The sequence below is a fragment of the Marinobacter pelagius genome, assembly GCF_003315345.1.
Taxonomy (GTDB): domain Bacteria; phylum Pseudomonadota; class Gammaproteobacteria; order Pseudomonadales; family Oleiphilaceae; genus Marinobacter; species Marinobacter pelagius_A.
On the sequence record NZ_QNRO01000029.1, the window covers coordinates 1 to 20,073 of the forward strand.

The 20,073-nt window shown below is 58.0% G+C and carries 19 protein-coding genes; 2 read left to right on the forward strand and 17 right to left on the reverse strand.

Going from position 1 to position 20,073, the window contains the following annotated elements; all coding sequences use genetic code 11:
- Window positions 1–500: 500 nt before the first annotated feature.
- The 13 genes from DET50_RS17735 to DET50_RS17795 all read right to left on the reverse strand — a co-directional run bounded on the left by DET50_RS17735 (window position 501) and on the right by DET50_RS17795 (window position 14,898).
- Window positions 501–989, reverse strand: coding sequence for a hypothetical protein (locus tag DET50_RS17735; RefSeq protein ID WP_113864076.1), 489 nt, complete (start codon window positions 987–989; stop codon window positions 501–503).
- On the reverse strand, window positions 977–2,110 hold the full coding sequence (locus DET50_RS17740; protein ID WP_147252230.1) for a hypothetical protein: 1,134 nt from the start codon (window positions 2,108–2,110) through the stop codon (window positions 977–979). The genes DET50_RS17735 and DET50_RS17740 overlap by 13 nt, the downstream gene beginning before the upstream one ends.
- The gene (locus DET50_RS17745; RefSeq protein ID WP_113864078.1) at window positions 2,103–4,616 is read right to left on the reverse strand and encodes an ABC transporter permease; all 2,514 of its coding nucleotides are present in this window, start codon (window positions 4,614–4,616) and stop codon (window positions 2,103–2,105) included. The genes DET50_RS17740 and DET50_RS17745 overlap by 8 nt, the downstream gene beginning before the upstream one ends.
- The gene (locus DET50_RS17750) at window positions 4,613–5,299 is read right to left on the reverse strand and encodes an ABC transporter ATP-binding protein (protein ID WP_099613921.1); all 687 of its coding nucleotides are present in this window, start codon (window positions 5,297–5,299) and stop codon (window positions 4,613–4,615) included. Before DET50_RS17750 ends, DET50_RS17745 begins: the two co-directional genes overlap by 4 nt.
- A 9-nt stretch (window positions 5,300–5,308) precedes the next feature.
- On the reverse strand, window positions 5,309–5,920 hold the full coding sequence (locus DET50_RS17755) for an outer membrane lipoprotein-sorting protein (protein ID WP_258546167.1): 612 nt from the start codon (window positions 5,918–5,920) through the stop codon (window positions 5,309–5,311).
- A 168-nt stretch (window positions 5,921–6,088) separates the two neighbouring features.
- Window positions 6,089–6,304, reverse strand: coding sequence for a DUF2933 domain-containing protein (locus tag DET50_RS17760; RefSeq protein WP_113864080.1), 216 nt, complete (start codon window positions 6,302–6,304; stop codon window positions 6,089–6,091).
- A gap of 37 nt (window positions 6,305–6,341) precedes the next feature.
- Window positions 6,342–7,412, reverse strand: coding sequence for a YncE family protein (locus tag DET50_RS17765; protein ID WP_113864081.1), 1,071 nt, complete (start codon window positions 7,410–7,412; stop codon window positions 6,342–6,344).
- 195 nt (window positions 7,413–7,607) lie between these two features.
- Window positions 7,608–8,963, reverse strand: a complete 1,356-nt coding sequence (locus DET50_RS17770) for an MBL fold metallo-hydrolase RNA specificity domain-containing protein (protein ID WP_099613916.1) — start codon at window positions 8,961–8,963, stop codon at window positions 7,608–7,610.
- The gene (locus tag DET50_RS17775; protein WP_228152556.1) at window positions 8,960–9,877 is read right to left on the reverse strand and encodes a ribose-phosphate diphosphokinase; all 918 of its coding nucleotides are present in this window, start codon (window positions 9,875–9,877) and stop codon (window positions 8,960–8,962) included. The genes DET50_RS17770 and DET50_RS17775 overlap by 4 nt, the downstream gene beginning before the upstream one ends.
- Window positions 9,878–9,879: 2 nt before the next feature.
- On the reverse strand, window positions 9,880–11,391 hold the full coding sequence (locus tag DET50_RS17780) for a thymidine phosphorylase family protein (protein WP_113864082.1): 1,512 nt from the start codon (window positions 11,389–11,391) through the stop codon (window positions 9,880–9,882).
- A gap of 48 nt (window positions 11,392–11,439) precedes the next feature.
- A complete protein-coding gene (locus tag DET50_RS17785; RefSeq protein ID WP_099613914.1) occupies window positions 11,440–11,898 on the reverse strand; it encodes an ATPase in 459 nt (152 codons plus the stop codon).
- 80 nt (window positions 11,899–11,978) lie between these two features.
- Entirely contained in the window at window positions 11,979–14,375 is a 2,397-nt protein-coding gene (locus DET50_RS17790) for a phosphoketolase family protein (RefSeq protein ID WP_220150169.1), read from the reverse strand.
- A gap of 238 nt (window positions 14,376–14,613) precedes the next feature.
- On the reverse strand, window positions 14,614–14,898 hold the full coding sequence (locus tag DET50_RS17795) for a hypothetical protein (protein WP_113864083.1): 285 nt from the start codon (window positions 14,896–14,898) through the stop codon (window positions 14,614–14,616).
- Between the two features lie 323 nt (window positions 14,899–15,221).
- On the opposite strand from DET50_RS17795, the gene DET50_RS17800 reads away from it, so the two are divergent.
- Both DET50_RS17800 and DET50_RS17805 read left to right on the forward strand, forming a co-directional pair.
- Window positions 15,222–15,734, forward strand: a complete 513-nt coding sequence (locus DET50_RS17800) for a DUF411 domain-containing protein (protein ID WP_099613912.1) — start codon at window positions 15,222–15,224, stop codon at window positions 15,732–15,734.
- Between the two features lie 50 nt (window positions 15,735–15,784).
- Window positions 15,785–16,507 carry a cytochrome c biogenesis CcdA family protein gene (locus tag DET50_RS17805; RefSeq protein WP_099613911.1) on the forward strand — a complete coding sequence of 241 codons (723 nt, stop codon included), beginning with the start codon at window positions 15,785–15,787 and terminating at the stop codon, window positions 16,505–16,507.
- A gap of 11 nt (window positions 16,508–16,518) precedes the next feature.
- Here DET50_RS17805 and DET50_RS17810 read toward each other — a convergent pair whose 3' ends face one another.
- The 4 genes from DET50_RS17810 to DET50_RS17825 form a co-directional block, all read right to left on the reverse strand.
- A complete protein-coding gene (locus DET50_RS17810) occupies window positions 16,519–16,869 on the reverse strand; it encodes a DUF3147 family protein (RefSeq protein WP_099613910.1) in 351 nt (116 codons plus the stop codon).
- A 192-nt stretch (window positions 16,870–17,061) separates the two neighbouring features.
- The gene (locus DET50_RS17815) at window positions 17,062–17,448 is read right to left on the reverse strand and encodes a DUF302 domain-containing protein (RefSeq protein ID WP_099613909.1); all 387 of its coding nucleotides are present in this window, start codon (window positions 17,446–17,448) and stop codon (window positions 17,062–17,064) included.
- A gap of 24 nt (window positions 17,449–17,472) precedes the next feature.
- Complete coding sequence (locus DET50_RS17820) at window positions 17,473–19,830, reverse strand: heavy metal translocating P-type ATPase (protein ID WP_113864084.1); 2,358 nt, start codon at window positions 19,828–19,830, stop codon at window positions 17,473–17,475.
- Entirely contained in the window at window positions 19,823–20,065 is a 243-nt protein-coding gene (locus tag DET50_RS17825; protein WP_170003631.1) for a hypothetical protein, read from the reverse strand. Before DET50_RS17825 ends, DET50_RS17820 begins: the two co-directional genes overlap by 8 nt.
- Window positions 20,066–20,073 lie beyond the last annotated feature (8 nt).

Here is a 20,073-nt window from a genome sequence, read left to right on the forward strand (position 1 = left end):
TTCGGAGAAGGTGATCTGATCCATGCTGGCAACGATCCTATGCGATTGACGATGGCCGTATTATCGCTGATTTTGGAGACTTATTCAGAGCCTCCTTAACTCTTATTATTTTAAATTTCAGGATAAATCATAAACTGGTACTTTAATAAACTAACCAACCAATAGGAGATGAAATGATGAAAAGGTTATTTGTATTTTATTCAACAGTTGCCATTTCAATATAATTCACTAAGGAAGGACAAAAAAATACCGCAGGGTAAGCCCTGCGGCGAAGTTAACTCGCGGAGACATGGGCACAGGCTGTAACAAGTGATAACAATCGGTGCCCTGATCGCGAACAAGTAAATCACACCAACCTGAAACCGGACTGAATTACTGAGACAAATTCAGGATTAACAGTCCAAGCAAATAGTCGACCGCCTGTTATTGAAGGTTCTCGACTATTTATTACACGTCAAACATATAGCAATTGCCGCCTCTCAACTTCCACCATCTCTCTTTCACTTGGTTCTCAACATTGACCATCCAACAAACATCCATTTGACAATCAATATCGTGACCAGTGGTAATAAAGCCCACTGGGCGAGAGGAAGCACTCCGGTGCCGGTCCATGAGAGAATCGGCATCAACTCGCTATAATTCCACCGGTCACCCTCCCCTGTTGCCCAGTACTCAAAAAGGATCGTTACAATCAGTCCGACAGCAAGATAAACGGACAGGCTGGTTCGTCTCCAGCCGCCCACTGCCCAAAACCAGTCCCTTGATATCCATGCCGCAACTGCATATGCGCCGATGGCTATATTGGCATCTCCGATAGTGGCACGGGTACACAACCACACCACATCCCAATGACGGGCCTCAGTCATATCGGTAAAGAACGGAACCTGCACCATTTCCCAAAAAAAGTGCAGAAAAAAGCTGACACCCCAGATCATCAGGGCAAGCGCAACGGCGGCCCGACGCCGGTATCTGACCTTCAGAAAAACCATTGAATCTCCATCAGCCCAAGCGGCTCCAGTCTCCCGTACTCGCTGTCCTGATCACCTCCGAACCATTGGGCTCCGGCAGTGAAATAGATCTCCTGGCTCAGCGGCAGTATCCACGTGGATCTCGGGTAAAGTACCCAACTGGCATCATCAGCATTACGGATGGCCGCCACCCGGTATTGCCAGAACGGGTTGATATCCTGCCAAACCAGTAGTCCGGCATAATGACGCCCGGCATACAGGGGCCGTGCGGACACAAGATTGGCCAGGCCTGTCGTTCCCGGCGATACCGGCTGACCGTTATAGAAATATTCAACGGCCAGATTGAGCCCGGTGCGAAACGCCCAGTTCAGATCCGCTACTCCCTGCCAGTAACTACCACCCGCATCCGGCTTGCTCCAGACGAGCTCGGTGCGCCAACCGGTGCCAGCCACGGAGCCACTGCCGCTGACACCCGCTTTGGTGACGTTGGAGAACTCGCCCATCATCACGCCGGCATCGACCCCGGCAACGAAGCGCTTGGCCCGTGCCGCCGTGCTGGCAATCTGGTCCCTGTGTTGCGGCGCATGCACGGCGCTGATCCGGCCCGTTGCCCCCCAGGCTCTGTCCCATAACAGCGCGTCCACGCCAATGCGTTCATCAGGCTCCAATTGCAGTGGGCTGACAGGATTGAGAATATCCATGGGGTTCCAGATCAGTGCGGTGGACCAGTTCACTTGCTGGCGGCCAAACCGGAAGTCACCGACCGGCGAGCGCCACTGGATCGTGCCACGGTAAAGTTGATGGCGCGCCAACACATCCCCCGATTCGTGCACGTCCCCCTGAAGATCCCAGTAGCGCGGATCAGGCGCATCCCTGAGCAGGGCAAACTCCGGGCTGTCCAGGAAACTGCCAGCCACCAGTTCCAGATCGTAGGCCGCATCCACAACCCAGTCCTCATATCGGTAACGGGGCTCAATACGCAGGCGGGTCAGGTTCGAGAAGTAGGGATTGTCGTCAATCAACGAGCGCGAGCCAACGCTCAGGTTCTTGAGCGATCCCGAATAGCTGTACTCCGCCTCAGCGCCTGAAGCCAGCACCAGCCAGGCCATCGCGACCAGCATCAGTGGAGATCGCCTAGCCATGGCGGATGGCCTCCACCGGATCCAGTCGCGAGGCCCGCCAGGCCGGATACAGAGCCACCAGCACCGAGCACAGGAACAACAGCAGGCTGGGAAGCCAGACATGATCGAAAATCAGCACCGGATAGATACGGTCAGTGATACCGGGGATGGCTTCCAGAGCGCCGCTGATCGAGGACAGATCAATGCCGGTAGTGCCAAGCCAGACAACAAGCAGTCCGCCAACCACCGTTCCTGCCAGCATTCCCAGTATTGCCAGGAAGAACGCCTCAAACAGAATAGTCAGTTGCAGCTGCGACCCTCTGGTGCCCAGCGCCAGCATGACGCCCAGTTCCGGGGTACGTTCCATCACCGACATCACCATGGTGTTCATGACGCCAATGGCGACCACCACAAAGACCACCGACAGGATGAGATAGAAATCCACCTGGCTCATTTCCACCATCTGCACCACCACCGGGAGCAGGGTCTCCCAGTCCTGGGCCACCAGTCCGTCGTTGGTCAGAAGCGGCGACTGATTCAGGGTTCGCGCCAGGGGCGCACTCTCCGCCCGGTCTGACAGCCTGAGTACGATCCGCGAGACTTCATCTTCCAGCAGGCCACCCAGGCGGCGGGCGGCGTTGATATCGGTGAAGACGTACTCGGTGTCGAACAGGTCACTGCCAGTGCGGTAGATACCGCGGATGGCCTGGGCACTGGAGGCAAGATCTCCGCCAGCCTGCTGAACCGTAATAACCAGCTTGTCTCCCAGCCGGGCATTCAGCTCCTCGGCCAGTTTCTGGCCAATGACAATGCCCGTCTCTGCGGATTGAACGTAAGTGCCCTGCTCCATGTATCCGGAAAGCTCGGTAACCGATCTCTCCTGCTCCGGAGCAATACCCACCAGTTCCACCGGCAGACTTTTCCCGGGGTTGGCCACCATGGCACGCAGCACTACCCGGGGTGCGGCCGCCTCAACCTCGGGCCGCGCCTGCAACTGCCGCTGCAGTGCCTGACTGTCGGCAATGCGTAAAGCCGGCGACAGATCGACGTCGTGCCCCCCTTCCAGCACCTGCACATGCCCACTAAGCTGCTGTGTCGAGTTGTGAATCATCTGCTCGAAGAAACCATCGGCAAAGGCATACAGGAACAGATAGGCAGCCAGCCCGAACGCAGTCGCCGAGGCGGTGATTACAGACCGTCGTGGATTTCTGAAAACCGAACGCAGTGCCATTTGCGCAAAAATCAGCAGCCGATGATCAGACGTCACCTGCCAATGGATACGGCGGATACGGTTGATCATAGTTCGCCGTGCGCCCATCGCCTCCAGCGGGCTGTTTCGGCTGGCTTTCCAGGCCGGGATGGCCGCTGCCAGCAGAGCGACAGACACCACCACAACGCCAATGACCACCAGGCGCTGGAGCTCGATGGTGGGATAGACGATACCGCTCAGCCCCGGCATGGTATCCATGGCCTTGATATAGGCACTGAAGTCCAGCCCATGGGTACCGAAATAGCCCGTCAGTGACAGACCCAACGCCAGCCCCAACAGGTAGCCCAGACCAGCCAGAATCGCTGTTTCCAGAAGCACCAGCCAGACAATACGGCTGCTGGGGGTCCCCAGCGCCATCATCACACCGAATTCCCGGCCACGTTCCAGCACCGACATCAGAATGGTGTTAACGATACCGGCCGCCACCACCACAAACACCACGAAGATCACGATGTAGGCGACAGCATCATGAAAGGCGACCATTTGTACCAGCGATGGCATCAGCGCTGGCCACCCCAGGACCTCTACGTTCCGGGCCTGCATCTGATTCCGCAGGCCTGCAACCACCGCTTCGAGCCGGTCGGAATCTTCTACGCGGGCCGCTATCTCGGTAAACCGTCCCTGGAAGGCATAGAGTGCCTGGGCAGACGCCAGGGGCATCTGGGCCACGAAGCCATCAATTCGCTTGATGCCGGTTTCAAAAACACCCACCACCTCGAATCGGTCCGCACCAATGGAGCCGTCCGCCGCCTGGACCACCAGCACCAGCTCTTCGCCCGGGGACACCTCCAGGGCATCGGCGGCATCCACGCCCATAATGATCTCATTGCCCCCCTCCAGATAGCGGCCCATAACAATCGACCGATCCAGCCGGGTGACCGTTGGCTCGATTGCACTGTCGACCCCCATTACCTGCAAGGCCCTGGACTGGTTGCCATGGCTGGCCAGCGCGTTGCCTGTCACCCTGGCCGTGGTCGCCGCGACACCGGTTACGGCGGACACCTCCTGGGCAAGGTTCCAGCGCTCGGCCAAGGCAATGTTCATTTCCCGGTCGTCGTGAAACCCGCGCTGATGCACTTTCAGGTCGCCGGTCACATAGCCGGTCATGTTGTTGATCATCTGGGCATTGATGCCATCGATGAAGGCCCAGAGAAACACCAGCCCACCGACACCGACCGCCACCGACAACAGGGTGATCCCGGTACGCCGACGATTGACCCGGAGATTGCCAAACGCCAATCGCAGCCAGGCGATCACGGCCGGCGCTCCTCGCGCTCAATGACGCCATCCCGGAGATGGATCACCCGGCGCGCCCGCTCCATCACCATTGGATCATGGGTGGAGAACACAAACGTAATCCCGTGCTCGGCGTTCAGCCCCCGCATCAGGTCCAACAGGGCTGCACCGGTCGTGGAGTCGAGATTGGCGGTGGGCTCATCGGCCAGGACAATGGCGGGTTTGCTGACGATGGCCCTGGCCACCGCCACACGTTGCTGCTGGCCGCCAGAGAGTTCGTGGGGCAGACGTTGCTCCATTCCCCGCAGCCCAACCTCCGCGAGAATGCGCTGTGCCTCGGCTCGTCGTTCGCGAAACGGAACACCGCGAAGCATGAGCACATACTCCACATTCTCCTGGGCCGACAGCACGCCGATGAGGTTGTACTCCTGGAATACAAAGCCAATCTTCCACAACCGCAGAATGGTGCGCTTCTTGCGGCTGAGCCCGGTAATTTCCTCGCCCGCCACCTGAATATGCCCGCTATCCGGCTCGTCCAGGGCGCCGATCTGGTTCAGCAGGGTGGTCTTGCCCGACCCCGAAGGTCCCACCAGTGTGGTGAACTCACCGGGCTCAATGGCCACCGATACGTCATTCAGGGCTTTGACGGCAATGGAGTCCTGCCGGTAGATCCGCGAGACATTCTGCACATTGACGATGCTCATAGCGGGGACTCATTCCGGGTTGCGCAGACGGCGCAGTGAAAAAAGGGACTCGTCCAAAGGAAGATCGAATTCGATGGTTTCAATTCTGATGACGGTGCGGGATTCGGGGTTGTCCGCATCAACCATGGTCCACAGCGTTGGTATCCGGCGCCCGTCCATGGTCTTGACCTGTTCATAGGTCAACCGTTTGACGAGCTGATCCCGCTCCCCGAAGTAGGCCACCGACACGGGGATAGCGTCCGCGCGAACCTCAAATTCAAGCCGGCTCCAGACCACCGGCGCGTCGGGCCTTGGCGTTGAAACAATCCGATACACAGGTACCTCGCCAGAAGCATCTACCCCGGCAACCTCATGGGTGTAGTCGTCGACAAACGAACTTTCCTTGACCAGATCGTCGTTGCTGAAGTTGGACCCCATCCAGGGCTGCAGCATCATCGACGGCGGGATCTTGATGGTTCGGTCGACCTTTGGCAGGTAATTCCACATAGCATCACCGATTCTCAGCGAGCCTACGCCCGCCTCCTTTTTCGGCGAGTGAATGCGGATTAACGTGTGATCGGGCCGGTCCATCCAGGCTTCCAGCTGCAGCTCCCGGGTCCAGTATTCACTTTCGATACGCATGACGTACCGGCCGTGGTTACTGTCTGACCAAAGGGTATGCTCCATGGCTTCTATTAATGAATCGGCGGAGGGAGTGCCCGCAAAAACCGGATCCGATATCCAGACCCAAAGAAGAACTATTATCCAGGGTGCCATGAGCCAAATCCTCAATAGCTTATATTCGGTGCCTCACTGTTCATCTCGCTCATCTCCAGTCTTGCCATGGTGCGGTCCATGCTGTCCGTGACTACCATGTCCGCCATGCATAAATATGTGCATTAACGGACATGCAAGAAGTATCAGCCAAGGCAAGGCGCCGAGAAAGTGACCCTTGTGCTCGCCCCAAAGCACAAGCAGCGCAATAACAGCGAATATTGCCAATGTGATTTTATAACGACGGTCCATGACAGTTCCTTTTGTGAGCAATCCAACTCTGCAATCGTCACGGCTTATAAATCGAGATCTGATGACCTATCCCATCCAGCGAGACCTCATCAAGAATGGCGAGAGACACTGGATCAAGAATCCAGAGTTTTGCCTCGCCTCGGCTGGTGACCAAAATGCGGCCATCGACAGGGGAAACCGCCAGGTGGTAGGGAGCCGGGGCGAGCGGGATACTTTTTCGGATGCCGGGAGTGAGGTCTATGCGAACAAGCCTTTCATCACCCTGACTGGTGGCAAAAAGCGTCTTTCCATCGGCGCTCAGGCCCAGACCATGAGGCGCTTCGCCAATTTGGTAGCGAGCCGTCACGACACCGTCAGAAAGCCGCAGCTTAAGGGCTTCACCGGAGGCGGCATCATTGATGTACAGATGATCACCGTCCGGGGCGAGAGCCATGTGCTCCGGGCCTCCACCTACGAGCACATTGCGCTTGACGAACCAGTTCCCGGTATCCACTTCACTGATCGTGCCGTTACCGGTATTGCTGACGAATAACGTCTGGCCGTCGCCCGTCGTCGCTATATAGTTGGGAGACGGGCCAGTCGCGATAACGTCAACGACTTTTCCGGAATCCAAATCAACAACGCTGATACCCCCACCCATCGGATGTGTGGAAACGGCATAGCGACCATCCGGTGTGACCAGAACATGATGCACTGGCCCCGGTACCTCATATACCCATTCCATGGCGTTCGTGCTGGTGTCCACGACATAAACCCGACCAGTACCGGATAATTCCGGAGCTGCGGCGCCGCCGCCACCGTGATGGGCGGCGTGATCATCTTCCGTGACACCCTCCGGTCGCATGGGAGGTTCCTGATTGTCATGGGCAGTCAGGCTTCCCACAACGAGGTAGCGGCCATCCGGAGTCAGCGCTGATCCATGGGTATTGACCGTACCGGAGATCGTCGATGTTAATCGGTGGGTTTCCAGGTTCATGACCCCCACAGAATCCGCCGTCCCCATGGGAATGAAGGCGCGACCACCGTCCGCAGACACCGCCGTTGACAGACTCATCGAGAACATGGCGACGAGGCTCCAAAACCACGATTTTCGCGACGGGTATTTCATAAGGTCACCTTCGGAACAGAACGGCAGAATGATTCTTTTTCGGCAGAAAAGCGGCCGTTGCACGCTTGCGAAAAAGAAATGCTTCAATCCCAGTTGAACACGCCAAACTGAACTAGAACTGAAAACCCTTCCTGAAGATGCATCTATTTGACGCGAGTCAATTTCCGGGCGCTGGCGCCGGCTTCCCGGCACAGCTCAGATCCGCACAATGGAGTGATAACCGGCCACCTCTACCGAATATCGGCTATTCATGCGTAGATGATCCCGCATGGCTTCCAGCGCCTCCGGATCCCCATGAATCAGGTTAATCGGCGTTTCGGGGGCCAAAGCACTCTGGGCAAGCCATTGTTCAATCTCTGTGAAATCCCCGTGTCCGGAAAGCCCGCTCAACACCTCTACCCGGGCCTTGACGGGAAACCAGTCACCGTGGATCTTCACCCTTTCCGCTCCACTAACCATCTTGGCCCCTCGTGTTCCCCCGGCCTGATAGCCGGCGAAGATAACGGTTGTGCGGTGCTGGCCCAGGAGACGCTTGAAGTGATGAAGTATGCGTCCGCCTGTTGCCATGCCACTGCCGGCAATGATTACGTGGGGGTATGCCTGGTCAGCCAGCGCCTTGGAGTCCTGAACACTGCGACTGTATTGAACGGTGCCACACATTTCATGGCACTCTGAACGGCTCAACCGGTGCTGATCCTCATAGCGGCAGTAGATTTCGGAAACATCAATTGCCATGGGACTATCCAGATATACTGGCAACTTCGGAATTCTCCCCGACCGCATCAGGGCAGTTAACATGTGCTGCAACACCTGCGCCCTGCCCACGGCAAAGGCCGGAATCAATATATTGCCCCCTTTGTCGACGGTTTCATTGACGATATCTGCCAACTGCGAAAACGGGTCCGCGTTGTCATGCCGACGATTGCCATACGTTGACTCCAGCATCAGCATGTCCAGAGCTGGCAGAGGAGCCGGCGCCCTCATGAAAATATCATTGAGCCGCCCGACATCACCGGAAAACCCGATGCATTTTCCTTCCGCCTCAATAATGATGCAGGCGGCCCCGAGGATATGCCCTACCGGATGCAGGTGGAAGCGTATATCACCGAGCAAGACCTCCTCATAAAAGCCTACCGGCTCAAACAGCTCCATACAGGCTTCGGCATCATTCTGATCATACAGTGGCGCCGGAACCTCATGTTTACTCAGTCCATGGCGGCCGAGGTAATGCGCCTCCTCTTCCTGGAGATGGCCGCTATCGGCCAGCAGTATTTCACTCAAATCACGGGTTGCATGATGGGTATAAACCGCCCCGCGAAACCCCTGCTTGTACAACACGGGTATATAGCCCGAGTGATCCAGGTGGGCGTGGGTCAGAAGCACTGCGTCCAGTGATTCTATATCCAGCGGCAATGGCTGCCGGTTGCGCTTTCTCAGCCACTTGTAACCCTGGAACAGGCCACAATCAACCAAAACCCGCGTCTCACCCGCTTCAACCAGGAACTTGGATCCGGTAACCGTCTCGGCGCCACCCAGGAACGTAATATTCATCGGCTCTTACTCCCGTCTTGATTGAGAAAATGCCTGATCGGTGGCGCCAGCAACTCACTGATATCAATCCCGTTGGTACTGTGTGGAATGGTGTTGGTGGTCACCAGAGACTGTAAGCCCGCAGCCAAAAGATACTGATCCGAAGCCTCGGCAAAGATGCCGTGCACCGCAGCACAGAGAATAGCCTCCATGCCCTGCAACCTTAGCGCTTTGACACATTCACCAACCGTGCGGCCACTGGAGATGACGTCATCTATGATGATGGCGGTGCGGCCCCGGTACCGGGATAAATCCGGCAGTGCGACTTCGACACGCCGGTCACCCAGGCGCTGCTTGGCACCGATGACATAAGGGTGACTGCTGGCCTCTGCAATACTGGCAACCCATTGCTCACTCTCGGCATCCGGGCCCACCAGCAGTAGATCGTTCTGCCCCCTGAGCCAGCTCGCCAGTGCAGGTGCCCCCTGAACAACCTGGGTAGGTACGCTATAAATTTCACCGAGGGAGTGATATCGATGCAAATGCGGGTCAACCGTTATCAACCAGTCGATATGGCGCGACAAAGATTGTGCAAACACACCGGAGGTGACCGCCTCCCCGGCCCGGAAACGACGGTCCTGACGCATATAGCACAGATAGGGTGCGACCAGCCCCACCGAGCGTGCACCGAGCTCCCGAAGGGTCTCGAAAAGGAACAGATGGGCAAGGTACCTGGTGTCCGGATAGGACAAGTCAGCCAACACAATACATCGCGCGCCACTGACCGGAGTATCGATACGCAGGTAGGACTCACCATCGGGGAACCTGCGAAATTCCAGACGCCCCTGCTCCAAGCCAAGCTGATCACACAGCTTTTCCCGTAAGGGATGGTTTTCCAGGCAAAACAGAACCACTCGCTCGCTACTCTTGCCCACAATCACCTCTCCGTCTGAAGGGAAAAAATTGGGGCCTCACCCGCTATATAGGCCAGGGCATAATCCCGTTCGCCGGTGCTTTCACTCAGCAACTCGTAGAGTGGATCCCCAACTGCTACGGTATCGCCCACGTGGGCAAATAACCGCAACCCGGCCGCAGGGCTCGCCGGTGCACCGGCGAGCTTGGCCAGGCGAGCCAGCCGGCGATTATCAACAGACAGAATGGTCCCCGGTTCGGTGGCTAATACCCGGTGCCGGAACCTGGCATTCCCCAATTGTTTCAGCCCGCCCTGCTCTTGAGTAATGCGCCGGAACTGTTCCCAGGCCCGGCCACTTTCAAGAATGTGCCGGGCCTTCTGCTGGCTGGCCTCCAGTCCGCCGTTATCCGCCATGTCGAACACATGAGCCGCCAGCAGCAACGCTCGCTCTTTAAGGTCATCCGGAGCTTCCTGCCTTCCCTGAAGCACCGCCATCACATCCCGAGCCTCCTCCACCGGCCCTATGCCCGAGCCGACCGGGCGGCTGCCATCCGTCAGAACACAGCGGACGACCAACCCGCAGGCAGCGCCCACTTCAGAAAACAGAAAGGACAGTCGGTCAGCCTCCTCACGGCTTCGGACTTTTGCGGTCGCACCCACCGGAATATCTATCACCACATGGGTTGAGCCGGCAGCAATCTTCTTCGATAGAACCGAGGCCACGAGCTGCCCTTCACCGTCCAGATCCAGTGCCCGCTCAATTCGGATCAGCAGGTCATCCGCCGGGCTGAGATTGATGGCCCCTCCCCAAGCCAGGCAAGCACCGGTGTTCCTGACGACACGCTGAATGTCTGCCAGCGCCAGATTGACGGTTGTCAGAGCTTCCATCGTATCCGCCGTGCCGGCAGACGAGGTAATGGCCCGGGAAGACGTCTTGGGCATGACCAGCCCTGCCGCACTGACGATGGACACCACAAGCGGTGTGGTCCTGTTGCCGGGGAGACCACCCACACAGTGCTTATCGAACACCCGGGTGGTGCCCTCCCACGTCAGGTGTTCTCCGCAGTCGACCATGGCCTGGGTCAGCCCGGCAATTTCATTCAAAGCCAGCCGGCCACCGGCGCAAACGCTTAAAAAGCAGGCAATTTCAAGATCACTGTATCTATACTCGGAAATGTCGGCGACGATTCTGGTTAACTCATCCTGGCTCAGTGCGTGGCCGAACACTTTCTTTCGCATCAGACTCAATGATTCAGTAACCGGCGCGTGGTGGACTGATACCGGCTCCCCAGGCGATACGCCCAACCGCTCCATGGCAATGTTGGAAAGCCCTGCATGGCCCTCCGGAACCGCCCCGCCGTAGACCACATTGAGCGTCGCGATAATAGATTTGTTCTTTGCCGTAACGCCCACCCTGGTGCGTGCGGCCAGTCCCTCTGATCGGCACACCTCACAATCATCCCGCATGAAGATGACGGGCTCCTGATGCGTATCAATGCCGATCAGAAAGGCCTTTAGTTGGTTGGCTGAACCCATAATCCCTCGCTGCGCAAAACGGACGACGGTTTGCCAGATCAACAACTCTCAGAGATCGTCCATGCGGCCAATCTGGCGGGCCAGGCGCATGGATTCATTTTCTTCCATAGTCAGGAGCGACTCGAGCAGTTCCCGCGCTTCAGGAATCTCGGCTTTTCCGACCATGGTTTTATAGAGATCAATAATCTGGTCATGGAAATCGAAGACCTCGCGGCAGATGCCCGCAAAATCAAGCTTCGCGTATGGCTCGTCGCAGGTTCGGTGGGTTTTGATCGGGTTATGGGACAGATAATCGTAAACCCGGGTTTCCAGGGCCTTAAGGTCTCCCTGCTGTTCAAACTCAGTCACAATGCGTTCCATTTCGGACTCATGGGTTGCCAGGTAGTCCAACAGCGCCTTTGCCCGTTCCTCTTCATTCTTTGTCGCGCAATGGGACATGCAACGTGCCAGGTTGGCATGCAGATCCCGTGTCCACTCAATCAGCTCCCGAAACGTTCTGATATCCATTACCGGTTACCTCTTACACCTGGTTGACGATAAAAGGGCTAACGCTCATCGCAGTCATGCCCTCGTGCAAAAAGACTTCCTCAGCCGGCCGGCGTTCCCCATTGCCATTGTGTTACTTCCGGCATATCAACACCGTGCTCGGTGATGTAATGCTGGTGCTCAATAAGCCGGTCCCGCAGCCACTGTTTGAGATAGGCTGCCCGAGCCCCCAATTGCGGAACCCGGTCGATAACGTCTGCCGCCAGATGGAAACGGTCCATGTCGTTGCGCACCACCATGTCGAAGGGCGTGGTGGTGGTGCCTTCCTCCTTATAGCCACGCACATGGAGATTCTTATGGTTGGTGCGCCGGTAGGTCAGGCGATGGATCAGCCAGGGATACCCGTGGTAGGCAAAGATAATCGGTTTGTCGGTGGTGAACAGGGTATCGAAGTCTTTGTGAGACAGACCATGCGGGTGTTCCGCCTGATCCTGCAGGGTCATGAGATCCACTACATTGATCACTCGCACCCTGAGCCTGGGCAGGTGATGGCGCAGGATATCCACCGCCGCCAGGATCTCCAGTGTCGGCACGTCGCCGGCACACGCCATGACCACATCCGGCTCGCTGCCCTCATCGTTGCTGGCCCACCCCCAGATGCCGATACCCGCGGTACAGTGCTTGATGGCCGCGTCCATGCCGAGCCACTGTGGCTCGGGCTGCTTGCCGGCCACGATGACATTCACGAAGTTGCGCGAGCGCAGGCAGTTGTCGGTTACGCACAGCAGCGTGTTGGCATCAGGCGGCAGGTAGACGCGAATAACGTCGGCTTTCTTGTTCACCACATGGTCTATAAAACCGGGGTCCTGGTGCGAAAAACCGTTGTGGTCCTGGCGCCAGACGTGGGAAGTCAGCAGATAATTGAGTGAGGCAATGGGGCGACGCCAGGGGACCTCTTTACCAGCAACCTTAAGCCACTTGGCATGCTGGTTGAACATGGAGTCGATGATGTGAATAAAAGCCTCATAGCAAGAAAATAGCCCGTGCCTGCCGGTCAGCAGATACCCCTCCAGCCAGCCTTGGCAGGTGTGTTCGGAGAGGATCTCCATGACCCGGCCGTCCGGCGCCAGGTGATCGTCTCCCGGGAGGGTTTCGGCCATCCAGGCGCGGTTGGTCACCTCGAACAGGGCGCCAAGGCGGTTGGAGTTGGTCTCATCCGGACCCATCACACGGAAGCTGCGCGTCTCGTTATTCAGTTGCATCACGTCGCGCAGGTAGGTACCCATAACCCGGGTCGATTCCGCCTGCTCCGCGCCGGGGCTGGTGACTGCAACAGCAAATTCGCGAAAGTCGGGCAGTTGCAGATCCCTGAGCAGCAGCCCGCCGTTGGCGTGCGGGTTGGCGCCCATGCGCCGTTCACCTTTCGGTGCCAGAGCTGCCAGCTCCGGTTTCAGGGCCCCGTTCGGCTCGAACAGTTCTTCAGGACGGTAACTTTTCATCCAGTCTTCAAGCAGCTTCAGGTGCTCAGGCTTGCTCGCCATCGCTGAGAAAGGTACCTGGTGCGAGCGCCAGGTACCTTCACTCTTCAGGCCATCCACTTCTTTCGGGCCGGTCCAGCCCTTTGGGGTTCGGAGGACAATCATTGGCCATCGCGGGCGCCCGGCGGCGCCCCTGGTGCGGGCTTCGTGCTGGATTTCCCTGATCTCGGCCATGACCGTATCCAGGGTCGCCGCCATACGCTGGTGCACCCGCGCGGGCTCATCGCCTTCAACGAAATAGGGCCGGTAGCCGTAGCCGATGAACAGGCTCTCCAGCTCATCACGGGGAATGCGCGCCAGCACGGTGGGGTTGGCGATCTTGTAGCCGTTCAGGTGCAGTATCGGCAGTACCGCGCCGTCCTGGGCAGGATTGAGAAACTTGTTGGAGTGCCAGGCGGTAGCGAGTGGGCCCGTTTCGGCTTCGCCGTCACCGACCACACACGCCGCAATGAGCTCCGGATTGTCGAATACCGCGCCGAAGGCATGGGACAGGGAGTAACCGAGCTCGCCCCCTTCGTGGATGGAGCCCGGAGTTTCCGGCGCCACGTGGCTTGGTATGCCACCGGGAAACGAGAACTGCCTGAACAAACGCTGCATGCCCGCTGCGTTCTGCGGAATGTTCGGATAAAGCTCGCTGTAGCTGCCTTCCAGCCAGGTATTGGCAACCAGGCCCGGCCCTCCATGTCCGGGGCCAGTGATGTATATGATATTCAGATCCTGCGCTCGGATGATCCGGTTCAGGTGTACGTAGATGAAGTTAAGCCCCGGGGTGGTTCCCCAGTGTCCCAGCAGTCGCGCCTTGACGTGCTCCAGAGTCAGTGGCTCGGTGAGTAACGGATTGTCGCGCAGGTAGATCTGCCCCACCGAGAGGTAGTTGGCGGCCCGCCAGTAGGCGTCCATTCTGTGGAGTTCATCCGGCGTCAACGGGCCAGGTTCGGCATTGCTTTTTTCCGCTTGCACCGACTTTTTCAAGATCAGATCCTCCACAAAAATCCAGCCTACTTGTGCTTCAGATCAGGACCGCACCCGGATAGCGTAGGAACACGCCAGCAAAGCAAAGCACAGCCACCTGAATTCAAGCTGAATTATTTGAGCGAATCAGACCGCACGTTGATCTCAATCAAACCCGTAATCACCCAACAAAAAATAACAGTGCCGTCGCTTGACGTATGACCTGATCAAAGGTTTTATAATCACCTCAACGATCAAAGTTGCTGCTCTGCTTGCCGCTCTCCCCGCGTTCAAAAAGCATCTGAACCAGAGTATAGGTCAGGGCGGCGATAACCGTTCGACACACGGAAACCAACATGCCGTCTCGCCAACTCCTCGCAGCATTGTTAAGCGTTTTGCTGTTGATCGGCGGCCCGACCCAGGGGCTTGCCTCGGTAGCCAATGCCAACGCGACGAACACGAGCCTCAACGCTACCGGCTGCAACGGAATGGCCAAGGTTGGCAACGCCGGCATGAACCATTCCTCGAGCATGAATCCGTCCGGAGTGTCGGTACAGTGCGATACCCCCGAGCAACAGAATTGTCACCTGGCGACCCCTCATTGCGCCTCCGCGTCTGTTTACGGCATGGCCACCGGAACATCCGTGCCCCCTGTTCAATCCGCCGCCCGCGTTAATGCCACAGCGGTCCGAGCGGTGTACCACGGCCCCGTTTCCGACGTCCTGACCCCCCCTCCTGAAGCCTTCTCCTGATCCTGACGCAGCTTCATTGTCGGGCGATATCGCCCGGGAAACCCGAATCACATTGTTAACAGGCAAAGCCGTCATAAATGGGCATGCCTGTCAGGAGATCACCATGAAGACCCAAAAACTTGCCCTTTATACTGGCGTCGCTGCCATTGTTCTTGCCGCCGGCGCCACCACGCTGGCAATCCAGGCCAACGAATCCTCCGAACCATCAACCCCTCTGGCCTCTGCTGGCGAAACTGGCCCCGCGATCACCATCTATAAGAGCCCAAGCTGCGGCTGCTGTCAGGGCTGGGTTGAGCACCTTGAGACCAACGGCTTTGAGACCCGCGTTATCGATACCGACAACGTCGGTGCTATCAAGCAGACCCATGGCGTACCGGGAGAGCTGGCTTCCTGCCACACCGCGTTGATTGATGATGTGGTAATCGAGGGTCATGTGCCGGCTGGCGATATCCTCGCTTACCTGGAAAACCCCCAGTTCAATACCCTCGGGCTTTCAGTGCCGGGCATGGTCCAGGGCAGCCCCGGCATGGAAACCGGCCGGAAGGACGACTACCAGGTGATTGCCTTCCGAGCCAACGGGCAGCAGAGCGTGTTCAGCGAGCACAAAGATTACTGAGGCCGTTCCCGGCTGCCGGCCGGGAATACCACTGATTCGGGAGTTCCTGAATGCCAGATCTTGCAACCTGGGGCATCCTCGCCGCCTTCCTTGGCGGCCTGGTGTCTTTCTTCTCACCCTGCACTCTGCCACTGGTCCCGGGCTACCTGTCTGTCGTTACCGGCGGCGCAGTAACCGAGGCGTCGAATCGGCTGAAAGCCTTGTGGCTGAGTGTCTGCTTTGTGCTCGGCTTCAGCCTGGTGTTTGTTGCCCTGGGCGCCAGCGCCAGTCTTCTGGGGCAGTGGCTGATGGCCTACCGGCAGGAAGCCAATCTGGTGGCCGGGTTGCTGATTGTGCTCATGGGCCTGTTCATGCTGGGTTGGTGGAGCATGCCGGCCCTGCAACGGGACTGGCGCCTGGGGCATACGCTGGAAGGCGGGCGGCCCACGGCAGCATTCGTGCTGGGCGTGGCGTTCGCCATCGGCTGGACGCCCTGCATCGGCCCCATACTCGGCGCCATACTGGCCCTTAGCTCAACCCATGCCAACGCGGAAACGGGCATGCTGTACCTTGCAGTGTATTCGCTGGGACTGGCGCTGCCATTCCTTGGAACCGCGCTGTTCATCGAGCACTTTCGCGAGCGGATGCGAGGGTTCAGTCGCTGGAGCAGACCACTGAGGGCAGTGGCAGGTCTGGTGCTGGTGATCATGGGCGTAATGGTGATCACCGGGCAAATGACACGGTTTGCATCGTGGATGCTATCGACCTTTCCAGTGTTGGGCAGCCTTGGCTAAAACACGCGGAATTACAGAAGAAAGATACCAAACCGCTTTACCACGGCCGCCAGTGCCGCAAAGCAGGCGATGGTGATGACAGCACTGATCACGAGGGAAACCCAGAAGCCAAACCTCGGCAGAAGGAACGGGAAAGCCAGAAACATTGGCAGGGTCGGCAGCACGTACCAGAACGTATACCAGGCATGATTGCTGATTTTCTCTGCGGGCTGCTGCTCAGCGTAAAGCCAGATCATGGCCAGCACTGTCACCATGGGTAAGGCAGCAATCAGCGCGCCCAGTTTGTCGCTGCGTTTCGCGATTTCAGATACCAGCACCACCAATGCAGCAGTAATCGCATACTTGGTAATAAGCCATGCCATTCAATCGTCCTCTGGCTAATGTCCCGTCTGGTTAAATCGCTGATCTAATGAGCCAGACGGGAGACCAGGGAACTTCTATTCGTTTTAACTCCGGAAAAACCGCACGGGAATGGTATTCTCTCTTCACCAACGATTCCAACACCCTCTTGCGGCTTAACGCACGCGCAGAGGCAGGGCGCCCGAGGCCATCGGTCAGATCGCCTCGACAACCTCAGACAGCATGTCTCTGACTTTCCCGGCAACCTGCTTGAGCTCGTCATTATCAATGGCCGTCATGGACGCCACAGGATCAACGGCACTGACCTCCACGCCGTCCGAAACTTCCCTGAGAATCACGTTGCACGGCAGCATGGCACCGACGCGGGGCTCCACGCCAATAGCTTCCCAGGCCATACCGGGATTACAGGCCCCCAGAATCCGGTAGGCAGACATGTCCTTGTCGAGCTTTTTCTTCATGGTGGCTTTGACGTCGATCTCGGTCAGCACGCCGAAGCCGTGGTCCCCCAGGGCCTGCCGCGCTCTCTGGTCCACATCCTCAAAATCGACATTCTTGATGAGACGGTTGATCGTGTATGACATGGTTATCTCCTGTGAGAGAAAAGTTCAGTGGCCCGGTCCCAGCCTGACCACTCGCAAACGCAGTGCGTTGACAATCACGCTGACCGAAGACAGCGACATGGCCGCCGCCGCGAAAATCGGGGACAGCAGGATGCCCGCAAACGGATACAACACCCCAGCGGCGATCGGGACGCCGGCAGAGTTGTAGATAAAGGCAAAAAACAGGTTCTGCCGGATGTTGCGCATGGTCGCCAGAGACAGCCGGCGGGCTTCCACAATGCCCATCAGGTCTCCCCGGAGCAGGGTAATACCGGCGCTTTCGATCGCGACATCCGTACCTGTGCCCATGGCCACACCCACATCCGCCGTTGCCAATGCGGGTGCGTCGTTTACGCCATCGCCGGCCATGACCACAATACGGCCCTCATCTTTCAGGCGCTGAACGATCTTGCCCTTGTCCTCCGGCAGGACTTCCGCCTCCACTTCGTCAATGTGCAGTTTGCGGGCAACGGCCTCAGCCGATGTTCGGTTATCGCCGGTCAGCATGACGACACGGATGCCATCCTTCTGTAGTGCCGTTATGGCCGCTTCGGTGGTTTCTTTCACCGGATCGGCAATGGCAAGCAACCCGCAAACCTTTCCGTCAACGGCTGCGAAAATCACCGTAGCCCCATCCCTGCGGAGCTGGTCGGCTTCAGACTCAAAATCCGAGGTATCGACGCCTTCGGATTCCATCAACAGCCGGTTGCCAATCAGTACCTGCTGCCCATCGATCTTTCCGGTCACGCCTTTGCCATTCGGGGAATCGAAACCCTCAGCCTCTGGCAGCGTCAGGTCCATGGCCCCGGCTTTGTCGAGAATGGCATGGGCCAGCGGGTGCTCACTGCCCTTTTCCAGGCCGCCGGCAAACCGCATGAGTTCTTCCTCGCTGAATCCCTCGGCAGGAACCAGCTTTGTGACCTGAGGTTTGCCTTCTGTCAGTGTGCCGGTTTTGTCCACCACAACCGTATCCACCTTTTCCATGCGCTCCAGAGCTTCCGCGTCCCGTATCAGCACACCACTCTGGGCACCCCGGCCGACGCCGACCATGATCGACATGGGCGTGGCCAGCCCCAGGGCACAGGGGCAGGCGATGATCAACACGCTCACAGCGGCAATCAGCCCGAAGGCCATGGGCGGCGTGGGCCCGAAGACGGACCAGACGATAAAGGCGATAATGGCGATCAGGATCACGGCCGGCACAAAATAGCCCGCGACCTTGTCGGCCAGGCCCTGAATGGGCGCGCGGCTGCGCTGGGCGCTCGCCACCATCTGCACAATCTGTGACAGCATGGTGTCCCGGCCAACCTTGTCGGCCCGCATGATAAAGCTGCCCTGCTGGTTGATGCTGCCGCCAATCACCTGATCTCCCGATTTCTTGCTGACCGCCAAAGGCTCACCAGTGACCATGGATTCGTCCACATTGGAGCTGCCCTCAAGCACCTCTCCGTCCAGTGGCACCTTGTCTCCGGGCCGAACCCGAAGGCGGTCGCCAACCTTGACCTGATCAAGCGACACATCGGACTCACCGCCCGCATCGTCCAGTTTCCTGGCGGTTGCCGGCGCCAGATCCAGCAAGGCCTTGATGGCACCCGAGGTTTTTTCCCGGGCCCGGAGTTCCAGCACCTGCCCCAGTAAGACCAGCACCACAATGACCGCCGCGGCCTCGAAATAGACGGCAACCGAGCCATCCTCCTGTCGAAAGGCTGCCGGGAAAACCTGAGGGGCAAGGGTCGCCACCAGGCTATATATCAACGCCACGCCGGTACCGATGGCAATCAACGTGAACATGTTCAGGTTGCGACTGACCACGGACCTCCAGCCCCGGACAAAGAACGGCCAGCCACACCACATAACAACCGGTGTTGCCAGCACCAACTGGATCCAGTTGGATATCTGAGGGGCGACAATGTGATCAAGCCCGGTCAGGTGCCCGCCCATTTCAAGCACCAGCACCGGCAGAGTCAGAACCAGTCCAATCCAGAACCGGCGGGTCATGTCCGTAAGCTCTGCGGATGGCCCATCATCCAGGCTCACCTGCTCGGGCTCCAGAGCCATACCACAGATGGGGCAGTCTCCCGGTCCCTGCTGGCGAATTTCGGGATGCATCGGGCAGGTGTAGATGGTGCCCGGCGGCACGGCCTCTTCCTGTTGCGGTTGCCCGCCGAGGTATTGTTCGGGGTCCTCGTCGAATTTCGACTGGCAGCGTGACGAGCAAAAATACCAGGTTTTTCCACCGTGCTGACTTCGATGCTCGGCCGTGTGGGGGTCTACGGACATTCCGCAAACCGGGTCCTTGGCGAGGTGCTCTCCACTTTCCCCTTCACCGTGGTGGGCATGGTGAGCGTGCTGGTGCTCAGGCATCCGGCCCCCCTTGTTTATCCGCGGGCCATTCAGAAAACGCAAGAAAATAAAGCAGGAAAAGATTAACCACTGGAATCAGTATCAGAATGCCCATCCAGCCCGGATATCCCGTGCGCTGGCAAATACGCCAGGCCGGTATGACGACCACAATGCCGATCACCAGCATCCACAACCAGTGTCCGGCCCACATCGTGTTATAAAACATGGTATTACCAAACGCTCCATTTCCCATCATGGTACTGC